General features: G+C 71.3%; 20 protein-coding genes. 12 read left to right on the forward strand and 8 right to left on the reverse strand.

Annotated features, from left to right (window positions below):
- Positions 1–144 precede the first annotated feature (144 nt).
- The 3 genes from IE97_RS0129125 (at position 145) to IE97_RS0129135 (ending at position 3,591) form a co-directional block, all read left to right on the forward strand.
- Positions 145–1,587, forward strand: a complete 1,443-nt coding sequence (locus IE97_RS0129125) for an alkaline phosphatase PhoX (RefSeq protein WP_030246894.1) — start codon at positions 145–147, stop codon at positions 1,585–1,587.
- A 289-nt stretch (positions 1,588–1,876) separates the two neighbouring features.
- On the forward strand, positions 1,877–2,914 hold the full coding sequence (locus IE97_RS0129130; protein ID WP_030246898.1) for a LacI family DNA-binding transcriptional regulator: 1,038 nt from the start codon (positions 1,877–1,879) through the stop codon (positions 2,912–2,914).
- A 101-nt stretch (positions 2,915–3,015) separates the two neighbouring features.
- Positions 3,016–3,591: a TetR/AcrR family transcriptional regulator gene (locus IE97_RS0129135; protein WP_030246900.1), complete on the forward strand. Its 576-nt coding sequence runs from the start codon at positions 3,016–3,018 to the stop codon at positions 3,589–3,591.
- Between the two features lie 26 nt (positions 3,592–3,617).
- On the opposite strand, the gene IE97_RS0129140 is transcribed toward IE97_RS0129135, so the two are convergent.
- The 8 genes from IE97_RS0129140 to IE97_RS0129175 form a co-directional block, all read right to left on the reverse strand.
- Positions 3,618–4,841, reverse strand: coding sequence for a TerD family protein (locus IE97_RS0129140; protein WP_030246903.1), 1,224 nt, complete (start codon positions 4,839–4,841; stop codon positions 3,618–3,620).
- A 64-nt stretch (positions 4,842–4,905) separates the two neighbouring features.
- Positions 4,906–5,127 (reverse strand): hypothetical protein, encoded by a 222-nt coding sequence (locus IE97_RS0129145; protein WP_030246905.1) that lies wholly within the window; start codon positions 5,125–5,127, stop codon positions 4,906–4,908.
- Positions 5,128–5,216: 89 nt separating this feature from the next.
- The gene (locus IE97_RS0129150) at positions 5,217–6,206 is read right to left on the reverse strand and encodes a zinc-dependent alcohol dehydrogenase family protein (protein ID WP_030246908.1); all 990 of its coding nucleotides are present in this window, start codon (positions 6,204–6,206) and stop codon (positions 5,217–5,219) included.
- Entirely contained in the window at positions 6,203–7,054 is an 852-nt protein-coding gene (locus IE97_RS0129155; RefSeq protein ID WP_030246909.1) for a carbohydrate ABC transporter permease, read from the reverse strand. The genes IE97_RS0129150 and IE97_RS0129155 overlap by 4 nt, the downstream gene beginning before the upstream one ends.
- Positions 7,051–7,989 (reverse strand): carbohydrate ABC transporter permease, encoded by a 939-nt coding sequence (locus IE97_RS0129160; protein ID WP_030246911.1) that lies wholly within the window; start codon positions 7,987–7,989, stop codon positions 7,051–7,053. Before IE97_RS0129160 ends, IE97_RS0129155 begins: the two co-directional genes overlap by 4 nt.
- On the reverse strand, positions 7,986–9,359 hold the full coding sequence (locus IE97_RS0129165) for an ABC transporter substrate-binding protein (protein ID WP_030246914.1): 1,374 nt from the start codon (positions 9,357–9,359) through the stop codon (positions 7,986–7,988). The genes IE97_RS0129160 and IE97_RS0129165 overlap by 4 nt, the downstream gene beginning before the upstream one ends.
- A gap of 125 nt (positions 9,360–9,484) precedes the next feature.
- The gene (locus tag IE97_RS0129170; RefSeq protein WP_030246916.1) at positions 9,485–10,252 is read right to left on the reverse strand and encodes a DeoR/GlpR family DNA-binding transcription regulator; all 768 of its coding nucleotides are present in this window, start codon (positions 10,250–10,252) and stop codon (positions 9,485–9,487) included.
- Positions 10,253–10,564: 312 nt separating this feature from the next.
- A complete protein-coding gene (locus IE97_RS0129175) occupies positions 10,565–11,374 on the reverse strand; it encodes an NAD-dependent epimerase/dehydratase family protein (protein WP_030246918.1) in 810 nt (269 codons plus the stop codon).
- 223 nt (positions 11,375–11,597) lie between these two features.
- On the opposite strand from IE97_RS0129175, the gene IE97_RS0129180 reads away from it, so the two are divergent.
- From IE97_RS0129180 to IE97_RS0129220, 9 genes are all read left to right on the forward strand, one after another.
- Entirely contained in the window at positions 11,598–12,539 is a 942-nt protein-coding gene (locus IE97_RS0129180; protein ID WP_030246920.1) for a 5-dehydro-4-deoxyglucarate dehydratase, read from the forward strand.
- Entirely contained in the window at positions 12,536–13,699 is a 1,164-nt protein-coding gene (locus tag IE97_RS0129185; RefSeq protein WP_030246923.1) for a hypothetical protein, read from the forward strand. The genes IE97_RS0129180 and IE97_RS0129185 overlap by 4 nt, the downstream gene beginning before the upstream one ends.
- Positions 13,700–14,030: 331 nt before the next feature.
- On the forward strand, positions 14,031–14,639 hold the full coding sequence (locus tag IE97_RS0129190) for a TIGR03086 family metal-binding protein (protein ID WP_030246927.1): 609 nt from the start codon (positions 14,031–14,033) through the stop codon (positions 14,637–14,639).
- A 150-nt stretch (positions 14,640–14,789) separates the two neighbouring features.
- Entirely contained in the window at positions 14,790–15,449 is a 660-nt protein-coding gene (locus tag IE97_RS0129195) for a GntR family transcriptional regulator (RefSeq protein WP_030246931.1), read from the forward strand.
- Positions 15,446–16,357, forward strand: coding sequence for a dihydrodipicolinate synthase family protein (locus tag IE97_RS0129200; RefSeq protein ID WP_030246933.1), 912 nt, complete (start codon positions 15,446–15,448; stop codon positions 16,355–16,357). The genes IE97_RS0129195 and IE97_RS0129200 overlap by 4 nt, the downstream gene beginning before the upstream one ends.
- Entirely contained in the window at positions 16,354–18,084 is a 1,731-nt protein-coding gene (gene araD / locus IE97_RS0129205) for an L-arabinonate dehydratase (protein ID WP_030246936.1), read from the forward strand. Before IE97_RS0129200 ends, araD begins: the two co-directional genes overlap by 4 nt.
- 156 nt (positions 18,085–18,240) lie before the next feature.
- Positions 18,241–19,176, forward strand: a complete 936-nt coding sequence (locus IE97_RS0129210; RefSeq protein ID WP_030246938.1) for a carbohydrate ABC transporter permease — start codon at positions 18,241–18,243, stop codon at positions 19,174–19,176.
- Complete coding sequence (locus tag IE97_RS0129215) at positions 19,173–20,069, forward strand: carbohydrate ABC transporter permease (RefSeq protein ID WP_030246942.1); 897 nt, start codon at positions 19,173–19,175, stop codon at positions 20,067–20,069. Before IE97_RS0129210 ends, IE97_RS0129215 begins: the two co-directional genes overlap by 4 nt.
- A 139-nt stretch (positions 20,070–20,208) precedes the next feature.
- Complete coding sequence (locus tag IE97_RS0129220) at positions 20,209–21,471, forward strand: Gfo/Idh/MocA family protein (protein WP_234331871.1); 1,263 nt, start codon at positions 20,209–20,211, stop codon at positions 21,469–21,471.
- The last annotated feature ends 95 nt before the right edge of the window (positions 21,472–21,566 follow it).

Consider the following 21,566-nt stretch of genomic DNA (forward strand, 5'->3'; position numbering starts at 1 on the left):
GGCGCGGGTCCGTCGTGGCTGGTTGCGCAGTTCCCCGCGCCCCTGTCGGGCGTTGTTCAGTCCTCGTTCATATCCGAGCGGGACGGTGTCGCCGCACGGGGTCCGCCACCCTCCACGGCATTCCCACCTGTCTCAGGAGACACCATGTCGCTCACCCGCAGGGACTTCGCCAGAAACTCCGCGATCACCGGTGTCGCGCTGGCGGGCAGTGTCGGTGCCCTCGCCACCGCACCGAACGCCCTCGCGTCCTACGACAACGAGGGCAGCACGGGGGAGACGTCCGCGGACGCGCGGCAGGGCGTCGGCTACGGGCCGCTCGTCCCCGACCCGAAGGGCATCCTCGCCCTGCCCGCCGGGTTCGAGTACCGGATCATCACCTACAGCGGCAGGACCAAGCTGGAGTCCGGCGAGTTCACGCCCTCCAACCACGACGGCACCGCCGCCTTCGACGGGCCTCGTGGCACCACCCTGCTCGTCAACAACCACGAGCTGAAGGGCCCGCGCTCCGAGTGGAAGTACCCGGTGCCGCTCACCGAGGGCCTCGTCTACGACCCGGCGGCCTCCGGGGGCTGCACGGTCGTCGAGGTCCGCCCCGACGGACGGGTCGCCGAGTGGGTGGGCATCGCCGGCACCTCCACCAACTGCGCCGGAGGCAGCACCCCGTGGGGCACCTGGCTCACCTGTGAGGAGAACTCCGACCGGGCCGGCGAGAACGGCATGACCAAGGACCACGGCTATGTGTTCGAGGTCGACCCCAGCGACCGGCGAGCCAACCGCGGACCCAAGCCCTTGAAGTTCTTCGGCCGCTACGACCACGAGGCCGTCGTCATCGACCCCAAGCGCGGGCACGCCTACCTCACCGAGGACGACGACGAGCCCAACGGCCTCTTCTACCGCTGGACCCCGCCGCGCGGCTTCGAGTACGGTCCCGGGAAGTTCCGCAAGCTCGCCGACGACGCCGGTGCCCTCCAGGCGCCCAAGTGCTTCGACTCCGGCGGGAGGTATGTCGACGACCTGTCCCGCGCCACGAAGACCGGCACCGTCTACGGCGTCGACTGGGTGGACGTGCCCGACCGCGACGCCCGCACCACCCCCGTCCGCAAGCAGTTCGGCGACGGCGAGGTCACCCGCGCCCGGAAGCTCGAGGGCATGTGGTGGGGCGACGGCGGCGCGTACATCGTCTCCTCGTACGCCCGTGAGGAGAGCCCCGTCCAGCACGACGGCCAGGTCTGGTTCTACGACCCCAAGCGCCGGACGCTGACCCTGAAGGTCCTGCTCGGAGTCAACCCCGATCCCTCCAGGGACGGCGCCTTCGACGGCCCGGACAACATCACGGTCTCCCCTTACGGCGGAATCGTCCTCGCCGAGGACGGCGAGGGCGTCTCGCACCTCTTCGGCGCCACGGAGAGCGGCCGTACGTACCCCATCGCCCGCAACGACCTGAACGTCGGCACCGAAGAGGAGCCCGAGTACAGCGAGTTCGCCGGCGTCACCTTCTCGCCCGACGGCAAGACCCTGTACGCCAACATCCAGGACCCGGGCATTCTGCTCGCCATCACCGGCCCCTGGAAGCGCCAGAAGCGGTGATGGATCCGCTCGCAGCTCCCGCGCCGCGCCTCCCGCAGGAAGCATCCGCCTTTTCACGGGCCGCGTTTCCCCCGGAAACCTGTGAGCCGGACGACTGAGACCGGCCGTTCTCCGGGCCGGCCTTCAGTGCCCTGTGTCCGACGGCTGTGGGGTCGTCGGCCGGGGGCGATCGGCAGGTCCCGGCAGCTGTGCGCCGATTCCGTCCGGAGCACGTCACCGAGCCCTCGACGGCCCGGGGCCGCCGGCTGTCCCTGCCGGGCCCCGGGCGCCGCCGGATACAGTGCTGCGCGTGTGGACGGACAATCAGCCGGCGGAGCCGGGTGCCGACCGGCCCGACGGTGCCCGGCGCCGGGCGACGATCCATGACGTCGCACGACTGGCCGGGGTGTCACGCCAGACGGTGTCCCGGGCGGTCAATGACAAGGGTGAGATCGACCCGGGGACCAAGGAGCGGGTCCTGGAAGCGGCGCGGCTGCTGGACTACCGGCCGAGCCGGTTCGCGCGCGGGCTCGTCCAGAAGGGGACGGTGACGGCGGGCCTGGTCATCCCGGACCTGCGGAACCCGTTCTTCCCCGAGGTGGCCGCCGGTGTGCTGGAGGCGGCGGAGCAGCGCGGCTGGCAGGTCGTCGTGTGGGACTCCCGGATCGACGAGGCCAGGGAACGGCAGGCCCTCGACGTGCTCTCCCACCAGGCCGACGCGGTCGTGGGCTACTTCAAGGACCCGGACGACGTCCTCACCCGGCATCTCGGAGGCGTGCCGTTGGTGCTTCTGGAGCGCGGCCCGCAGCAGACCCGGTTCGCGGCCGTCGGCATCGACGCCGCCACCGGCGTCGAGCAGGGCATGAACCACCTGTTCCGCGCGGGACACCGCAGGATCGGCATGCTGGACGGCCTGCACGGACCCGGCCCGCGCAGGCTGGCCTTCCTGGAGCAGGTACGGCGGCTGGGTCTGCCGGTCGGTGAGGACGCGGTCGTGATGTGCCCGGAGCACAGCGTGGCCGGCGGCGAGGAGGGCATGGAACGGCTCCTCACGGCGTGGCCGGAGATCACCGCGGTCTTCGGCTTCAACGACCTGATCGCGGTGGGGGCGATGCGTACCGCCCGCCGCCACGGCCGGAGCGTTCCGGACGACCTGGCCGTGCTCGGCTTTGACGGCCTCTCCCTGGGCGAGCTGGTGGACCCCGCCCTGACCACCCTGCACATCGACAAGCGGCAACTGGGCCGGCTGGCCGTGGAGCAGCTGGCCCGGCTGCGCGCGGGTGAGGAGCCGCTGCGCGGCGCGGACGCCTGGGTGGTGCCCGAGCTCGTGGTGCGCGCCTCGGCCTGACGGCCACGGCGCATGGCACACCCGGCCCGGCATGCCGGCGTGCTCGACCCCGGCTCCGCTCTAGGCTACGGAGTGGGTCCCCGGTTGGTGAGGAGAGCTGCATGGTGGCGGTAAGGCCCATGCGGGCGGACGCTCGGCGCAACCACGAGCGGTTGCTGAAGGTCGCCGTGGAGGCTTTCGCCGAGTACGGGGAAGGAGCGTCGCTCGACGACATCGCCAAGCGCGCAGGGGTCGGCTCCGGCACTCTCTACCGGCACTTCCCGACGAGACAGGCGCTGCTGGAGGCCGCGTACCTGGACCGCGTCGAGGCGATCGCGGCCCGGGCGGACGAGCTCGCGACCGGACTCCCGCCGGGGGAGGCGCTCGTCGAGTGGCTGTACGAACTCGGAGCCGGGCTGATCCGGATGCGCGGCCTCAGGGCCCTGCTGGGCCCGGCGGTCACCGGAAGCGACTCGACGGTGGCCACGGCCTGCGGCGACTCGGTGAAGAGCGCGGCGGAGCGGCTGGTCCGGGCGGCACAGGAGGAGGGCACGCTCCGGCGGGACGTGGAGCCGATCGATGTGCTCCGACTGGCTCACGGGGTGGCGACGGCGTCCGAGCTGGCGGACGGCCAGGGCGGGCACATCCGGCGGTATCTGACGTTGCTGACGGAGGGGTTGGGGGCGGGGCGTCACTGACCCGTGGGCCGGACGCCCCTCGGGGCCTACAGCGCCTGGGCCGCCGGCTTCACCATTCCCCTCACCGTGCGGGACTTCACGAAGTCACCCATCGCCGTCATCTCCCACTCGCCGGAGAACTGGCGGATCAGCTTGGCCATCATCACGCCCGTCTGTGCCTCGGCGCTGGTGAGGTCGAAGCGGACCAGTTCCTCGCCGGTCATGCCGTCCAGGAGGCGGCAGTAGGCCTTGGCGACCTCCGTGAACTTCTGGCCGGAGAAGGAGTTGACCGTGAAGACCAGGCCCGTGACCTCCTGGGGGAGACGGCCGAGGTCGACGGTGATGACCTCGTCGTCCCCGCCGCCCTCGCCCGTGAGGTTGTCGCCGGAGTGGCGGATCGCGCCGCCGACGATCTGGAGCTTGCCGAAGTAGCAGCTGTCGATGTGGTTGCGCTGCGGCCCGTAGGCGATGACCGAGGCGTCCAGGTCGATGTCCTTGCCGCGGTACGCCGGCTCCCAGCCGAGACCCATCCGGACCTGGGAGAGCAGGGGACGCCCGCCCTTGACCAGGGAGACCGTCTGGTTCTTCTGGAGGCTGACGCGGCCCTTGTCGAGGTTGATCTTCCCGGCGCCGGGCGCGGGCGGCGGAGGCGTGGCCGGGGTGGCGGGAGCCGCGGGCGCGGAGACGGGCGGGGCGGGCTGCGCGACCGGCGGCTGCGGCGGTGCCGGCGGCGGGGCCACCGGCTGGGCGGGGGCCGCCGGCTGGGCCGGGGCGGCCGGCTCCTCCACCGTGACACCGAAGTCCGTGGCGATGCCCGCGAGGCCGTTGGCGTATCCCTGGCCGACGGCCCGGGCCTTCCACTGGCCGCCCCGCAGGTAGATCTCGACGATCACCAGGGCCGTCTCGGTGCCGAGCTGCGGCGGGGTGAACGTGGCCAGGACGGAGCTGTCGTCCGCGTTGCGGATGGTGGCGGTCGGTTCGATGCCCTGGAAGGTCTGGCCCGCGGCGTCCGGACTCGCCGTGACGACGATCTTCTCGATGCCCGGGGGCACGGCCGAGGTGTCCACCGTGATCGCGTCGGGCGCGGTGCCGCCGCCCGAGCGGTACGTCACGCCCGGGCCCGACGGCTGGTTGTAGAAGATGAAGTCGTCGTCGGAGCGCACCTTGCCGTCGGCGGTGAGCAGCAGGCCCGATACGTCGAGCCGCACGGGGGCGGCGACGTCCACCGTCACGCGAGCGGCGGACAGGGGGATGTTCGAGCCGGGGGTCATAGCTGTCATGCCCCGTGAACGAGCGAGGCGGTTTTGCCGTTCCCTTACCCCGCGCCCAATCGGGTCAGCGGCGGTTGCGGGGGTGATCGCGCGCGGTGCGTTCGTTGCCCCGCTTGTAGTCGCCGGTCCAGCGGGCCATGACGAGCTGGGGGTCGGAGGCCTCTGCCTCGGCGAGGAACCGGGCGGCCCGGGGGCCGTTCAGGGTGGCGGCGGGGCGGCCGTGGTGGGTGATGCGGACGGTTCCGCCGGTGTGCTGCTCGTAGCTGAATCCGTGGGGTCGTGGCATGCCCGCGAGCGTATGGGGCGGGAGGCAGGCGGCCCAGCGATTTTCGCCTGCCTCCGTCCGCTCCGGACCGTTCCCCGCGGCCCGGCTCCCTACGGCACCACGACGATCTTCCGGCCCACCCCGGCCGCGAACTGCTCCAGCGCCTGCGGGTACCGCTGGAGCGGAATGCGGTCGCTGATGAAGATCTCCGGGTCCAGCACCCCGTTCGCGAACAGCTCCGCCGCCCGCTCGAAGCTGTGCAGCACCGCCATGGAGCCGGTGATGGTGATCTCCTGGTTGTAGATGCGGTACGGGTCGATCGTCACGCGCGTCGCGTAGTCGGCCACGCCGAACTGCAGGAAGGTGCCCGCCTTCGCCACCCGGTCCAGGCCGTCCTGGATCGCCGCCGCGTTGCCCGTGGCGTCGACGACCAGGTCCCAGCCCTGCGGACGGTCGAGTTCGTCGGGGTTCGCCGCCGCTGCCGAGACGCCGAGGCGGCGGGCCGTCTCCAGGCGGGCCGGGTTCACGTCCACGACGTCCACGCTCGCCGCGCCCGTGCGCTTGGCCAGCTCCAGCATCATCAGGCCCATCGTGCCGGAGCCGTAGATCAGGACGTGCGCGCCGAGGCGGGACTGGAGCACGTCGTAGCCGCGTACCGCGCAGGACAGCGGCTCGACGAGTGCCGCGTCCTCGGTGCGGACGTGCTCGGGCAGTTTCACGCAGTTCGCCACCGGGGCGAGGGCGTACCGGGCGGCACCGCCCGCCGTCGTGACGCCGATCGCCGCCCAGCGTTCGCAGAGGTTGTTGTGGCCGGTGCGGCAGTAGCGGCACTCGTAGCAGTAGAGGGACGGGTCCACCGCCACCCGGTCGCCCACCGACACCTCGGTGACCTGGGTGCCGACGCCGACCACCTCGCCCGCGAACTCGTGCCCGGGCACGATCGGCAGCTCGGGGGCGAACTCGCCCTGGAGGATGTGCAGGTCCGTGCCGCACAGCCCGCAGGCCGCGACCTCGACGACGACCTCCCGCGGCCCTGGCGTCGGGTCCGGGACCTCGGCGACGACGGCCTTGCCCACGGACTCGATGACGGCGGCCTTCATTTGACGGCTCCCAACGACAGGCCCTGGACCAGCTTGTCCTGGGCGGCGAACCCCGCGGCGAGCACCGGCAGGGAGATGACGAGCGACGCGGCGCACACCTTCGCCAGGAACAGACCCTGGCTGGTGATGAAGCCGGTCAGGAAGACGGGGGCGGTCTCGGCGACGACGCCGGTCAGCACCCGTGCGAAGAGCAGTTCGTTCCAGCTGAAGATGAAGCAGATCAGGGCGGTGGCGGCGATGCCGGGCAGGGAGATCGGGGCGACGATGCGGGTGAGGACCGTCGGCAGTCTGGCCCCGTCCACCCGTGCGGCCTCGATCACCGCGACCGGGATCTCGGCGAGGAACGACTGCATCATCCACACCGCGATCGGCAGGTTCATGGAGGTGTAGAGGATGACCAGCAGCCAGATGTTGTCGAGCATTCCGGCGTTCTTGGCGAACAGGTAGATCGGGAGCAGGCCCGCCACGACCGGCAGCATCTTCGTGGAGAGGAAGAAGAACAGGACGTCGGTCCACTTGCGGACGCGGTTGATCGACAGGGCGTACGCCGCCGGCAGGGCCAGGACGAGGACGAGGAGCGTCGACGCCACGGACGCCACCGTCGAGTTGATCAGGGCCGGCCAGGGGCTCGCGCCGCCGCCCGCGCCGAAGAACTCGCGGTAGCCGTCCAGGGTCAGGGCCGCCGCGAAGGACGGCGGGTTGGTCGCCGCGTCCGCCTCCGAGTGGAAGGACGTCAGGGCCATCCACGCGATGGGCAGGAAGAACGCGATGCCGAGCAGCCAGGCCAGCAGGCCCAGGCCCGCACCCTTGCCTCTGACACGGCGGGCACGCAGTGCGGTCGTGCTCATGCGCGGGACACCTCCTCACGGAACAGGGACGACACCACGCGCAGGGCGAAGGTCGCGATGATGATCGAACCGATGACGACCAGGACGCCCGCGGCCGAGGCGAGGCCGTTCTCGTGGGCCTGGTAGAAGCTCTGGTAGACGGTGTAGGGGAGGTTGGCGGTGCCCAGGCCGCCGGACGTGATCGTGAAGACCGCGTCGAAGTTCTGGACGATGTAGATCGAGCCCAGCAGGGCGCCCAGTTCGAGGTACCGGCGCAGGTGCGGCAGTGTCAGGTGGACGAAGATCTGCCAGTCGCTCGCGCCGTCGACGCGGGCCGCCTCGATCTGCTCGTGGTCGCGGCTCTGCAGGCCGGCCAGCAGGATCAGCATCATGAACGGCGTCCACTGCCAGACGAGCGAGGCCTCGACCGCGAGCAGCGGGGTGTTGGAGATCCAGTCCGGCTGTGGGCCGCCCACATAGTGCAACAACCCGTTGAACAGGCCGTATTCAGGGTTGTAGAGCACATGCTTCCAGAGCAGGGCCGCGGCGACCGGCACCACCAGGAACGGGGCGATGAGCAGCGTGCGGACCACGCCCCGGCCCCGGAACCTCCGGTCCAGCAGCAGGGCGAGCGCCAGTCCCAGCACCAGACTGGCCAGCACCACCGCCACCGTCAGCAGCACCGTCGTCCACACCGAGTGGCGCAGGTCCGCGTCGGTGAGGACCTCCTGGTAGTTGTCGAGGCCCGTGAAGTGCCGGGCGTCGGGGTAGAGGGCGTTCCAGTCGAAGAAGGAGATCACCAGCGTGGCCACGAAGGGCAGCTGGGTGACGACGACCATGAAGACCAGGGCGGGCAGCAGCGGGGCCCGGGTCGCCCAGGCGCGCAGCCGGGCGGAGGGCGGTCGTGTCGCAGGCACGGGTGTCGTGGCCACGGGGGCCGTTGTCGTCGCTGTCATCGTCCCTCGTACTCCTCGGAGATCTTCTCGGCGAGCGCCTGTGACTTCTTCAGGGCCGACTCGACGGACTGGCGTCCGGCGATGGCCGCGCTGATCTCCTGGGAGACCTTGGTACCGAGGTCGGTGAACTCGGGGATGCCGACGAACTGGATGCCGGGTGCGGGCCGCGGCTGTACGCCGGGGTCGTTGGGCCTGGCCCCCTCGATGGCCTCCTTGGTCATCTCCTGGAAGGCGGCGGCCTCCTCGCGGTAGGCGGGGTTGGCGTAGGTTGAGGCCCGCTTGCCGGCGGGGACGTTGGACCAGCCGATCCGGTCACCGACCAGCTCTTCGTATTCCTTGCCGGAGGCCCAGGAGACGAATTTCCAGGCGTCGTCGGGGTTGCGGGAGGCCTTCTGGATGCCCCAGGCCCAGGTGTAGAGCCAGCCGGAGGACTCGGTCTTCTCGACGGGGGCGGGGGCGTAGCCGACCTTGCCCTTGACCGGGGAGTTCCCCGCCTCCAGGGATCCGGCCGCGGAGGTGGCGTCGTACCACATGGCGACCTTGCCCTGGGTCATGTTGTTCAGGCACTCGGCGAAGCCGGACTGGGCGGCGCCGGATTCGCCGTGCTCGCGCACCAGGTCGACGTAGAACTTCGTCGCCTTCTCGAAGGCGGGGGAGTCGAGCCGTGCCTTCCAGTTCTTGTCGAACCAGGTCCCGCCGAAGGTGTTCACGACCGTGGTCAGGGGGGCCATCACCTCGCCCCAGCCGGGCAGGCCGCGCAGGCAGATGCCCTTCATGCCCGGTTCGGCGCCGTCGGCCTTCGCGGCGAGGTCCGCCACCTGCTGCCAGGTGGGCCGCGCGGGCATCGTCAGGCCCTTCTTCTCGAACACGTCCTTGCGGTACATCAGGAACGAGGACTCGCCGTAGAAGGGCTGGCCGTAGAGCTTGCCGTCGTCCCCGGTGAGGGACTGGCGCATGGGCTTGAGGACGTCCTGTTCGTCGTAGGCCGGGTCCTTCGCCACGTAGCTGTTCATGTCGTGCAGCCAGCCGTTGCGGGCGTAGATCGGTATCTCGTAGTTGGACAGGGTGGCGACGTCGTACTGGCCGGCCTGGTTGGCGAAGTCCTGGCTGATCTTGTCGCGGACGTCGTTCTCGGGCAGGACGGTGAAGTTGACCTTGATGCCCGTCTCCTTGGTGAAGTGGGCGCGGGTCAGCTTCTGCAGCTCGACCATCTGGGGGTTGTTGACCATCAGGACGTTGATGGCGTCGCCGCCGGATCCGGCCCCGCCCGCGCCGACCCAGCAGCCGGAGAGCAGCGGGGCGAGCAGCGTCCCTGCGGCGGCCAGGGCGAGCGTGGCTCGCGGTGGCCGTCGTCGGCTCTGGGTTCGCATGGATCGCTCCTGGAGGTATGGGGAGATGATGTATGGGGAGATCAGTTAGAAGGAGATGAGATAGGGGGAAATAGGTGGCATGGCAGGGCGTGGCTGCGCCCTGAGGGGATGTGGGGCCCGGCGGGTCAGACGCGGATGACCTGCGGGCCGAGCAGCGAGTAGCGGTGGGCCTCGGCCGTGGGCAGCAGGGTGCTCGTCACGATCGCCTCCAGCGCGCCGATCTCGGCGAACCGGCAGAAGCTGACCGCTCCGAACTTGGTGTGCACGCCCGCGAAGACGGTGCGGCGGGCGGCCCGGACGGCCTGTGTCTTGACCTCGCTGACGGCCGGGTCGGGGGTGGTGAGGCCGTGTTCGCGGGAGATGCCGTTGGCGCCGATGAACGCCAGGTCGATGACGAAGCCGGCCAGCATCTTGGTGGTCCAGTGGTCGACGGTGGCGAGGGTGCCGGAGCGGACCCGGCCTCCGAGGAGCAGGACCGAGACGCTGTCGGACTCGGCCAGCGTGCCCGCGACCGGCAGGGAGGCGGTGACCACGGTCAGCGGCCGGTCCCGGGGGAGTGCCTCGGCGATGAGCTGCGGGGTGAAGCCCTCGTCGACGAAGACGGTCTCGGCGTCGCCGAGCAGTTCGGCGGCGGCGGTGGCGATGCGGCGCTTCTCGGGGACGTGGCTGGTGGCCCGGAAGGCGAGCGTCGTCTCGAAGCCGGCGCTCTCCACGGGGTAGGCGCCGCCGTGGGTGCGGCGGAGCAGCCCGTGGTCCTCGAGGACGCGCAGATCCCGCCGCACGGTCTCCTTGGCCACGCCCAGCTCGGCGGCGAGGGCGGTGACGTCCACAGCGCCGTCACGCCGTGCGGCCAGCACGATCTCGCGCTGACGTTCTTCCGCGGTTCTGTTCATGGCCGTCACCCGCCTCCCTGCTGTGCTGCCCGTTCGGGCCCTCGGTCGGGCCATGGGGGAAGTTCTACAGCGGGCGTTCTGAGGTGGCCAGGTCTGTTACGGAAGCGATCCTGCCCGTGTGTGCCCGTTCGGTCGTGCGGACGCGCGGAGTGTCACGGGGATGCGGTGGCCGCCCACGGGTGCGTCGTGGCTGGTCACGCCGTTCCCCGCGCTTCTGAGGATGCTGCCCTGCCGCTTCCGGGGCGTGCCCGAATGCCCGAGCGGGCGGGTCCGTTCTCTGCCCGCCCGCTCCTGTGGGTGAGGTGTTTTCGGTCAGTACGGCCAGATCGGCGGGTCCGTCACGAAGTGGCCGCCCAGGTAGGCGTGCGCCTCGTTGCCCGGATCCAGCTCGCCCTGCTCGGCGATGAGCTTCTCGGCCCACGGCTCGGAGTCGTCCTGCGGCTCGTAGCCGAGGGCCCGGGCGGTGCTCAGGTCCCACCACAGGCGGGTGTTGGCGGAGGAGCCATGGACGACGGTGTGGCCGACGTGCTCGGCGGTCAGGGCCGCGTGGAAGAGGCGGGCGCCGTCGGCCGGGCTCATCCACACCGAGAGCATGCGCACGCTGGTCGGCTCGGGGAAGCAGGAGCCGATCCGCACCGACACCGTCTCCAGGCCGTGCTTGTCCCAGTAGAGCTGGGCGAGGTCCTCGCCGAAGCACTTGGACAGGCCGTAGAAGGTGTCGGGGCGGCGGGCGGTGTCGACCGGGATCAGAGGGTCTTCGCCCTGGGGGCGCGGTGTGTAGCCGACGGCGTGGTTGGAGGAGGCGAAGACGATCCGGCCGACGCCCTCCTCACGGGCGGCCTCGTAGAGGTGGTAGGTGCCCTCGATGTTGGCCTTGAGGATCTTCTCGAAGGGGGCTTCCAGGGAGATGCCCGCGAGGTGGATGATCGCGTCGACGCCCCGGACGGCCTCGCGCAGGGCGTCCCGGTCGGCGAGGTCGGCTGTGATCGCGTCGGGTGCGCCCTCGATCGGGCGCATGTCGAGCAGGCGCAGCTCGTAGCCGTAGTCCGGGAGCAGGTCCCGCATCAGGGTGCCGAGGCCGCCGGCGGCGCCGGTGAGCAGAACGGTGCGGGGAGCGGGCATCCTCGGGTCTCCTTGAATCGGCCACCGTACACATGAGCGCACGGCATTCATATGCGTGGACACGCTAAGGAGCCGGGGCGGAGCCCGTCAAGTATGTCGCGGAAGCGGTGAATCCGCTGGTGCGTCGCGGGTTTGTGCGCTTGACCGTTGCCGTGGCGGCCCCGTAGCGTGGAGGTGTTCAGAAATGTAGACGCCAATCATGAATATGGAACCGGGAGAGCTCGTGACGTCAGCCCCTCTCGCCGCCCGCCTCAACATCCCCAGCGGACCGCTGTTCTTCCCGGTCACCGCGTACGGACCCGACGGCTCCGTGGACCTCGACACCTACCGCGCGCACGTGCGCCGCGGGGTGGAGGCCGGAGCCGCCGCCGTGTTCGCCTGCTGCGGCACCGGAGAGTTCCACGCACTCACGCCCGAGGAGTTCGAGGCGTGCGTCCGGGTGGCCGTCGAGGCGGCCGAGGGACGGGTGCCGGTCGTCGCGGGCGCCGGTTACGGCACCGCGCTTGCCGTGCGCTACGCCCGCCTCGCCGAGGCGGCCGGGGCGGACGGGCTGCTCGCCATGCCGCCCTACCTCGTCGTCGCCGGGCAGGAGGGGCTGCTGCGGCACTACCGGGAGGTGGCCGCGGCGGCCTCCCTGCCCGTCGTGGTCTACCAGCGCGACAACGCCGTCTTCACCCCGGAGACCGTCGTCGGACTGGCCCGCACGGACGGCATCATCGGCCTCAAGGACGGGCTCGGCGACCTCGACCTCATGCAGCGGATCATCAGCGCCGTACGCACCGAGGCCCCGGGCGACTTCCTGTACTTCAACGGCCTGCCGACCGCTGAGCAGACCCAGCTCGCCTACCGCGCCCTCGGCGTCACGCTCTACTCCTCCGCGGTGTTCTGCTTCGCGCCCGAGCTCGCCCTCGCCTTCCACCAGGCCCTCAGGACCGGCGACGACAGGACCGTCGAGAAGCTGTTGGACGGCTTCTTCCGCCCCTTCGTCGAACTGCGTACCCAGGGCCGCGGCTACGCCGTCGCCCTCGTCAAGGCCGGGGTACGGCTGCGCGGACTCGACGTGGGGGAGGTGCGGCCCCCGCTGCACGAACCGGCCGGGGATCATGTCAAGCAGCTCGCCGAACTGATCGAACACGGCTACGCGCTGCTGGAGGAGGCCAAGTGAAGGCGTCGGCATTCGTCTACCCCTGGGACGTCAACGGGGACCCGGAGGCGCCCGCGCGGATCGCCGCGCTCGGCGTGGAGCAGGTGACGCTCGCCGCCGCCTACCACTCCACCCGCGCGCTCACGCCCCGCCACCCGCGCCACCGCATCGTCACGGCCGAGCACGCCGCCGTGCTCTACCCGGCGGACGACCGCTGGGACGGCCGGGAACTGCGCCCCTACGCGGCCGGGGACTGGGCCCCCGGCGACGCCTTCGGGGAGGCCGCCGCCGCCCTCACGGACGCCGGTCTCGAGGTGCACACCTGGGTCGTCCTCGCCCACAACTCGCGTCTGGGCGCCGAGCACCCGGGCACCTCGGTGGTCAACGCCTACGGCGACCGATACCCCTGGGCGCCGTGCATCGCCCAGCCCGCCACCCGCGCGTACCTGACCGACCTGGCGGCGGAGGCGGCCGTACGGCCCGGGGCGGCCGGCACCGAGCTGGAGTCCCTCGGCTGGTACGGGCTGCAGCATCTGCACGCCCACGACAAGACCGGCGGCGTCGGCCTCGGCGACGCCGGGCAGTACCTGATGGCGCTGTGCTTCTGCCCGGCCTGCCGGGAGGGCTACGGCCGGCACGGCCTGGACGCCGACGAGCTGGCGGCCGCCGTCCGGACCGCGCTGGAGCCGGTCTGGCAGGGCGCGCCCTCCGACGGGGGCTGGGCGGACATCGAGAAGCTCCTCGGAGAGACGCTCGCGAACACCACGCGCGCGTACCGCGACGAAACCGCCCGCACGCTCCAGGAGGCGGCGGTCCGGGCCGTGCGCGAGGCCGCGCCCGACGGCTTCCAGGTGCTGCTGCACGCGGACCCGGTCTCCTACCACGTCGGAGCCAACCCCGGGGTCGACCCGGCGCACATCCTGTCCGTCGCGGACGGTGTGGTCGTGCCCTGCGCGAGCGGCACCGGCACGCTGACGCCGTTCGCGCGCCAGGGCAAGGAGGGCGCCGTCATCGCCGCCAACTTCACCGTCGTCTCCGGCATGGGCGGCAGCCCGGGCACCCTCGCCGCCGACGCGGCCGAGGCCCGGCGCCTCGGCGCCACCGAACTGCGGCTTTACCACGCCGGGCTGGCGTCCGACGGCGACCTGGAGACGGTCCGCGCGGCCCTCGCGGGGCGCTGAGCGCGGGGCTCCGTCACCAGTGGCTGACGTGCTGAGCGAGAGGGCCGCCCCCGGTCGGAGACGGCCCCGGCCCTCAAGCGGTGCTGAGCGAAGGGGCGCCTCGCCGGTCGGAGGTGGTTTCGGCCCTTGCCGGGGCCGAACCGGCGGAACTCTGTGATCGCGCGGCACGGGCACGAGAGGCCACGTCGTCTTGGCCGTCATGCCTGGTCATCATGGGGCTGAGGACCGGGGGCGGGGATCGGGCAGGTGCCTGCGGAGCGGCCGGACGGGCGATGAGTTCGGCGGCCGGTGTCGGTCTACCCCCTGAGACCGCACTCCGAAGGAGCAGGCCATGACCGACACCACCGCGACGACCGGTACGACGCTCGACCTCGGGCCGCAGACGGAGGTCCTGACACGGCTCGCAGCCGCTGTCACCGACGAGCAACTGGCCGACCCGACGCCCTGCCCCGAGTACGCGGTGCGCAACCTGCTCGGCCACCTGGCCGGGCTGGCCGCCGCCTTCCGCGACGCCGGCCGCAAGGACCTGGGCGTCACGACCGACACCAGCCCGGACTCCGCGCTCCCGGACCTCACCCCGGGCTGGCGCGAGGAACTGCCCGAGGTCCTCGCCGAACTGGCCGGGGCCTGGCGCGACCCGGCCGCCTGGACCGGCATGACCCGCGCCGGGGGCGTGGACCTGCCCGGCGAGATCGCGGGTCTCGTCGCCACCGACGAGCTGGTCATCCACGGCTGGGACCTGGCCCGCGCGACCGGCCAGCACTACGAACCGGACCCGGCCGCGCTCCGGGCCTGCCACGACTTCCTCGCGGCGGCCGTCGACGACCCCGGCCGGGGCGCCATCTTGGGTCCCGTCGTACCCGTCGAGCCGGACGCATCGCTGCTGGCCCGGGCGGTGGGCCTGAGCGGCCGCGATCCGGAGTGGACGCGCCGGCCGTAGAAAGCGATTGCAGTTTCTTTGCCGGAAGCATTGACGAAGCGAACGCGCCCTCCTACCGTCATCGCGTCGTACTTCGTACGTCATATATGAGACGCGATACGTGAGATCCGATACGCGATCCATCTGGACCGCGAGATCCGAGAGGCGCGCATGACCTCTGTGCCCACGCCGATCCCCTCCCGCACGCAATACGTGCTGGAGGGGATCAAACACCGCATCCTCACCGGGCAGTTGACGCCGGGGCAGGCGCTGGTCGAGACCGAGCTCGCCGCGCAGTTCGGGGTGTCGAAGACCCCGGTGCGCGAGGCGCTCAAGACCCTTGCCGGGACCGGGCTCGTCGTGATGAGCCAGTACAAGGGCGTCACGGTGCGCATGGTGGACGCGGACATGGCGCGCGAGGTCTACGACGTGCGGCTGCTGCTGGAACCCGAGGCGCTCAAGCGGGCCGTGCGCCGGGGTGCCTCCCTGGATGCCGCGCGGGACGCGCTGACCCGCGCCGACGCCGCCACCGACACCGCCGAACGCTCCCTCGCCAACCGCGAGTTCCACCGCGCCCTGTACCTTCCGTGCGGCAACCCGCTGCTCGGCCGGATGCTCGACGAGGTCCGCGACCAGGCCGCCCTGGTCTCCGCCGTCGCCTGGGCCGCCTCGCCCTCATGGGAGCGGGAGGCCGACGAGCACCGCGAGATCCTCCGGCTCGCCCTCGACAGGGACGCGGACGGCGCGGCACTCGCCCTCCACTCCCACATCGCTTCCTTCGTACAGCGCGCATTCCCCCAGGCGGGACTGGAACAGGAAGGTCAGGAATGAGCAGCGTGGCGTTCGAGACCCAGCGGGCGGCCCTGGCCGACGTGGTGGCGATCCCGGTGACCCCGTTCGCCGAGGACGGCTCCGTCGAGCGGGACACCTACCGGGCCCTGCTGCGCCGCCTGCTCGACGGCGGCATCACGACCCTCACCCCGAACGGCAACACCGGCGAGTTCTACGCCCTCACCCCCGAAGAGCGCCGGCTGGTCACGGAACTGACCGTCGACGAGGCCGGGGACCGGGCCGCGATCCTGGTCGGGGTCGGGCACGACGTGCCGACCGCGGTCGCCTCCGCCCGGCACGCCCGGGAACTCGGCGCCCAGATGGTGATGGTCCACCAGCCCGTCCACCCCTACGTCTCGCAGGCCGGCTGGGTCGACTACCACCGGGCCATCGCCGAGGCCGTGCCCGAGCTGGGCGTCGTCCCGTACATCCGCAACGCGCAGCTCACCGGCGCCCGCCTCGCCGAACTCGCCGACCACTGCCCCAACGTCATCGGCGTGAAGTACGCCGTCCCGGACGCGGCCAGGTTCGCCGCGTTCGCCCGCGACGCGGGGCTGGAGCGGTTCGTGTGGGTGGCGGGGCTCGCCGAGCCGTACGCGCCCTCCTACTTCTCCGCGGGCGCCACCGGCTTCACCTCGGGGCTCGTCAACGTCGCCCCGGCCGTCTCCCTGAACATGATCGAGGCGCTGCGCTCCGGCGACTACCCGGCCGCGATGAAGGTCTGGGAGCAGATCCGCCGCTTCGAGGAGCTGCGCGCCGACAGCGGCTCCGCCAACAACGTCACCGTCGTCAAGGAGGCCCTCGCCTCCCTCGGGCTGTGCCGCCGCGAGGTCCGCCCGCCGAGCCGGACCCTCCGGGAGGACCAGCGCGCCGAGGTCGCCGCGATCGCCGCGGGGTGGTCGATATGACCGGCAGGCTGCGTCCCGAGGACCTCAGAAGCCATCAGTGGTTCGGCGCCGAGGGCCAGCTGCGCACCTGGTCGCACAACGCCCGGATGCGCCAGCTCGGTTACGAGGCGGAGGAGTACCGAGGCCGTCCGGTGATCGCCGTCCTGAACACCTGGTCCGACATCAACCCCTGCCATGTCCACCTGCGCGAGCGTGCCGAGGCGGTCAAGCGGGGGGTGTGGCAGGCCGGCGGCTTCCCGCTGGAGTTCCCGGTCGCCACACTCTCCGAGACGTACCAGAAGCCGACCCCGATGCTCTACCGCAACCTGCTCGCGATGGAGACGGAGGAGCTGCTGCGGTCGTACCCGATCGACGCTGCGGTGCTGCTCGGCGGCTGCGACAAGTCGACGCCCGCGCTGCTCATGGGCGCGGCCTCGGCCGACATACCGTCGATCTTCGTGCCCGCGGGGCCGATGCTGCCGGGCCACTGGCGCGGGGAGACCCTCGGATCCGGCACCGACATGTGGAAGTACTGGGACGAGCACCGCGCGGGCAACCTGACCGACTGTGAACTGAGAGAGCTGCAGGGCGGGCTGGCGCGTTCGCCCGGTCACTGCATGACCATGGGGACCGCGTCGACGATGACCGCGGCGGCGGAGTCCCTGGGCATGACGCTGCCGGGCGCCTCCTCGATCCCGGCCGTCGACTCCGGGCACGAGCGGATGGCCGCCGCCTCCGGGCGCCGTGCCGTGGAGCTCGCCTGGACCGCGCTCAAGCCGTCCAGGATCCTCACCCGCGAGGCCTTCGAGGACGCCGTCACCACGGTCCTCGGGCTCGGCGGCTCCACCAACGCCGTCATCCACCTGATCGCGATGGCGGGGCGCTGCCAGGTCGAGCTCACCCTCGACGACTTCGACCGCATCGCCCGCACCGTCCCGGTGCTCGCCAACGTCCGGCCCGGCGGACGGACGTACCTCATGGAGGACTTCTACTTCGCCGGCGGCCTGCCCGCCTTCCTCTCGCGGATCACCGACCTGCTGCACCTGGACCGGCCCACCGTCAACGGGACCCTGGGGGAGCAGATCGAGGGCGCCGTCGTCCACGACGACGACGTCATCCGCACCCGGGAGAACCCGGTCGCCGCCGAGGGCGGGGTCGCCGTGCTGCGTGGCAACCTCTGCCCCGACGGCGCGGTCATCAAGCACATCTCCGCCGAGCCGCACCTGCTCAAGCACACCGGCCCGGCCGTCGTCTTCGACGACTACAAGACCATGCAGCGCACCATCAGCGACCCGGCACTCGGCATCACACCCGACCACGTGCTGGTGCTGCGGAACGCCGGCCCCAAGGGCGGCCCGGGAATGCCCGAGTACGGGATGCTGCCGTTGCCCGACTATCTGCTCAAGCAGGGCGTGCGGGACATGGTCCGGATCTCCGACGCCCGGATGAGCGGCACCAGTTACGGCGCGTGCGTGCTGCACGTCGCTCCCGAGTCGTACGTCGGCGGACCGCTCGCCCTCGTCCGCACCGGCGACTCCATCACCCTCGACGTCGAGGGCCGCACGCTCCAGCTCCACGTGGACGACGAGGAGCTGGAGCGCCGAAGGGCCACCTGGACGCCGCCGCCCACCCGTTACGAGCGCGCTTACGGCGCGCTCTACAACGAGCAGATCACGCAGGCCGACACGGGCTGCGACTTCGAGTTCCTCGCCCGTCCGGGCCGGGTCGCCGACCCGTACGCGGGCTGAGCCACCGCACGAGCCGAGCACCACCGCACGACGGACCACCGCGCTCCTCGGCACGACCCGGCACGACCCTGCCCAGGGAGAAAGCGCTTCCCGAGCACGCACCGACGCACGACCGAAGCACGACGCACCACGACGTACTGAGAACGGAGAACAGTCATGGCCCAAGCCGCAGCCGTGGCGAAACCGCCCGCGCCACCCCGGCGGCGCCGTGCCTCCGCCACACCGCGCAAGCTTCCCTACCTGCTGATCGCACCGGCCGCCCTGCTCATGCTGGGCTTCATCGCCTACCCGGTCATCAGCGTCTTCTACTACAGCCTGCAGAACTACAACCCCACCAAGCCGTGGCGGAACGGATTCGCGGGCTTCGACAACTTCGTCCACGCCTTCACCGAGGACCCGGTCTTCTGGGACACGCTGGTCTTCAGCGCCAAGTGGGTCTTCGTGGAGGTCGGGCTCCAGCTGCTGTTCGGTCTCGCGCTGGCCCTCATCGTCAACCAGACCTTCGTGGGCCGGGGCCTGGGGCGCGCCCTGGTCTTCTCCCCGTGGGCCGTCTCCGGTGTGCTGACCTCCGCGATCTGGGTGCTGCTCTACAACTCCCAGACGGGCATCACCCGTTACCTCGCGGACATGGGCATCGGCTCCTACGGCACCAGCTGGCTGTCGGACACCTCCACGGTGTTCCCGGCGGCGGTGGTGGCAGACCTGTGGCGCGGCGTGCCGTTCTTCGCGATCCTCATCCTCGCCGACCTCCAGTCCGTCTCGAAGGACCTCTACGAGGCCGCCGAGGTCGACGGGGCCAGCCGGCTGAAGCAGTTCTGGCACATCACGCTGCCGCACCTGAAGGACGCCATCATCCTGTCCACGCTGCTGCGCGCGGTGTGGGAGTTCAACAACGTCGACCTGCTCTACACCCTGACCGGCGGCGGACCCGCGGGCGAGACGACCACGCTGCCGCTGTACATCGCCAACACATCCGTCGACGCCCACAACTTCGGCTACGCGTCGGCCCTGACCACGGTGGCGTTCGTGATCCTGCTCTTCTGCTCGATGGTCTACCTGCGGCTGAGCAAGTTCGGAGGCGAGAGCAAGTGAGCGTCAAGGAAGCCACCAAGGCGGCGCCCGCCCCCGTGCGCGCCACCCCTGAGCCGACCCGGCCCGTGAAGAAGAACCGTGCCTGGGACGAGGCCCCCCGCTGGCAGATCTACCTGCCCCTGGGCATCTACCTCCTCTTCACCCTCATCCCCTTCTACTGGATCCTGCTCTTCTCGCTGCGCCCGCCCGGCTCGACCTCGCTCGTGCCCTGGCCGGTCACCTTCGAGCACTTCGAGAAGGTGTGGACGGAACGCAGCTTCGGCACCTACTTCGCCAACAGCGTCCTCGTCGGCGTCGCCACCCTGCTCATGACGACCCTCGTCGCGCTGGCCGGCGGCTACGCCCTCGCCCGGTTCGACTTCAAGATCAAGCGGGCGTTCATGCTGGCCCTGCTGTGCTCCCAGTTCGTGCCGGGCGCGCTGCTCCTGGTGCCGCTGTTCGAGATCTTCGCCGAACTGCAGATGATCAACTCGCTGGGCAGCGTCATCCTCGCCGAGACGGTCTTCCAGCTGCCGCTGTCGATGATCCTGATCAGCAACTTCATCAAGAACGTGCCGTACTCCCTGGAGGAGGCGGCCTGGGTGGACGGCTGCAACCGCATGACGGCCTTCCGGATCGTGGTGCTGCCGCTGCTGCGGCCCGGCCTGATCGCCGTCGGCTCGTTCGCCTTCGTCCACTCCTGGAACCACTTCCTGTTCGCCCTGATGTTCCTGAACAACCAGGACAAGCAGACGATCCCCGTCGGCCTCAACTCCCTGATGAGCGCGGACAGCGTCGACCTGGGCGCGCTCGCAGCCGGCGGCATCATCGCGGCCGTGCCGGTCGTGATCGTCTTCGCCTTCATCCAGAAGTGGCTGATCACCGGGTTCAGCGCGGGGGCGGTGAAGGGATGAGCGCCGAGCAACGCGCCGTTTCCGCAGGCCGGTCGGGGCTGGTCTGCGGACGGACCGACAGCGCCGCGGCGGCCGGCCGGACGGTGGCCCGCGGCGCGGGAGCGGGGAGGACCCCGTGACCGGTCGCATGATCGACTCCATGAGCGAACCCCTGAGCACCCCCCTGCCCGTCGTCCTCGCCGGCGCCCGCGGACACGGCCGCTGGCACGTCGAGAACATCCGCCGCCTGCAGAACCAGGGCATCGTACGGCTGGTCGGCGTCTGCGAGCTGACGCCGCTGACCGAGGAGGAGCTCGGCGACCTCGGCACGCCCGAGCAGTCCGCCGACTTCGGGGCCCTGCTGGACTCCACCGGCGCCCGGATCGCCGTGATCTGCACCCCGATCCCGACCCACACCGACCTCGCCCTCACGGCGGCCCAACGGGGCGTGCACATCCTCCTGGAGAAGCCGCCCGCCCCCTCGTACGCCGAGTTCCGCCGGATGGCCGACGGGGTCGCCGCGGCCGGGGTCGTCTGCCAGATCGGCTTCCAGTCGCTGGGCTCGCACGCCCTGCCCGCCATCCGCGAGCTGGTCGACCAGGGCGCGATCGGCCGGCTGCTCGGGCTCGGCGGGGCCGGTGCCTGGGTGCGGGACGAGGACTACTTCAAGCGGGCGCCCTGGGCGGGCAAGCGGCGGCTGAACGGTGTCGACGTGATCGACGGGGCGCTGACCAACCCGCTCGCCCACGCCGTCGCCACCGCCCTCGCGCTGGGCGGCAGCACCCGTGCCGAGGACGTCACCGGCATCGAGACCGAGTTGCTGCGCGCCAACGCCATCGAGTCCGACGACACCTCCTGCGTCCGCGTCGCCACCGCGCAGGGCCACCCGGTCACCGTCGCCGCGACCCTGTGCGCCGAGCAGGCGGACGATCCGTACGTGCTGGTGCACGGCAGCAGCGGCCGGATCACCTTCTGGTACAAGCAGGACCGCGTGCTGCTCCAGCGCGCGGGCCACGGCCCGGAGGAGTCCGACCACGGCCGCACCGACCTGCTGGAGAACCTCGTCGCGCACCTCACCACCGGCGCCGACCTGCTGGTCCCGCCGGACGAGACGGGAGCCTTCATGAAGGTCGTGGAGGCCATCCGCACCGCTCCCGACCCGGCGCCGCTGCCGGACAACGCCTGGCACCGGATCCCCGGCGAGAACCGCCGGGTCGTCCCCGGCATCGACGGGCTCGTCGCGGCCGCCGCCGACACCCTCTCCCTCTACTCCGAGCTCGGCGCCCCCTGGGAAGGGCACTCCTGGCGGACCTCCGCGGCGTCGCGACGCCCGGCATGCCCTCCCCCAAGCTCTCGGCTTCGCTCGAGCAGGGGGGACCCCCATGCCGCACGGCGCGAAGGGCCAGGTGGCTCCGCCACATGACCCTCCACGCCGCACGCCGATCGCACGCACCGAACGCCGCTCCTTCTCCCGCGGAGATCCACCAGAAGCGCCCTGCCCCGGAGCACCCGTCCAAA

It is taken from the genome of Streptomyces sp. NRRL S-455 (assembly GCF_000717875.1).
GTDB lineage: Bacteria > Actinomycetota > Actinomycetes > Streptomycetales > Streptomycetaceae > Streptomyces.

What these genes read in the sequence shown, in the direction of transcription:
- IE97_RS0129125 (WP_030246894.1), top strand. Translation starts at nt 145, where the DNA reads ATGTCGCTCACCCGCAGGGACTTCGCCAGAAACTCCGCGATCACCGGT.
- IE97_RS0129135 (WP_030246900.1), top strand. Translation starts at nt 3,016, where the DNA reads ATGGTGGCGGTAAGGCCCATGCGGGCGGACGCTCGGCGCAACCACGAG.
- IE97_RS0129140 (WP_030246903.1), bottom strand. Translation starts at nt 4,841, where the DNA reads ATGACCCCCGGCTCGAACATCCCCCTGTCCGCCGCTCGCGTGACGGTG.
- IE97_RS0129145 (WP_030246905.1), bottom strand. Translation starts at nt 5,127, where the DNA reads ATGCCACGACCCCACGGATTCAGCTACGAGCAGCACACCGGCGGAACC.
- IE97_RS0129150 (WP_030246908.1), bottom strand. Translation starts at nt 6,206, where the DNA reads ATGAAGGCCGCCGTCATCGAGTCCGTGGGCAAGGCCGTCGTCGCCGAG.
- IE97_RS0129155 (WP_030246909.1), bottom strand. Translation starts at nt 7,054, where the DNA reads ATGAGCACGACCGCACTGCGTGCCCGCCGTGTCAGAGGCAAGGGTGCG.
- IE97_RS0129160 (WP_030246911.1), bottom strand. Translation starts at nt 7,989, where the DNA reads ATGACAGCGACGACAACGGCCCCCGTGGCCACGACACCCGTGCCTGCG.
- IE97_RS0129165 (WP_030246914.1), bottom strand. Translation starts at nt 9,359, where the DNA reads ATGCGAACCCAGAGCCGACGACGGCCACCGCGAGCCACGCTCGCCCTG.
- IE97_RS0129170 (WP_030246916.1), bottom strand. Translation starts at nt 10,252, where the DNA reads ATGAACAGAACCGCGGAAGAACGTCAGCGCGAGATCGTGCTGGCCGCA.
- IE97_RS0129175 (WP_030246918.1), bottom strand. Translation starts at nt 11,374, where the DNA reads ATGCCCGCTCCCCGCACCGTTCTGCTCACCGGCGCCGCCGGCGGCCTC.
- IE97_RS0129190 (WP_030246927.1), top strand. Translation starts at nt 14,031, where the DNA reads ATGACCGACACCACCGCGACGACCGGTACGACGCTCGACCTCGGGCCG.
- IE97_RS0129195 (WP_030246931.1), top strand. Translation starts at nt 14,790, where the DNA reads ATGACCTCTGTGCCCACGCCGATCCCCTCCCGCACGCAATACGTGCTG.
- IE97_RS0129200 (WP_030246933.1), top strand. Translation starts at nt 15,446, where the DNA reads ATGAGCAGCGTGGCGTTCGAGACCCAGCGGGCGGCCCTGGCCGACGTG.
- araD (WP_030246936.1), top strand. Translation starts at nt 16,354, where the DNA reads ATGACCGGCAGGCTGCGTCCCGAGGACCTCAGAAGCCATCAGTGGTTC.
- IE97_RS0129210 (WP_030246938.1), top strand. Translation starts at nt 18,241, where the DNA reads ATGGCCCAAGCCGCAGCCGTGGCGAAACCGCCCGCGCCACCCCGGCGG.
- IE97_RS0129220 (WP_234331871.1), top strand. Translation starts at nt 20,209, where the DNA reads ATGAGCGAACCCCTGAGCACCCCCCTGCCCGTCGTCCTCGCCGGCGCC.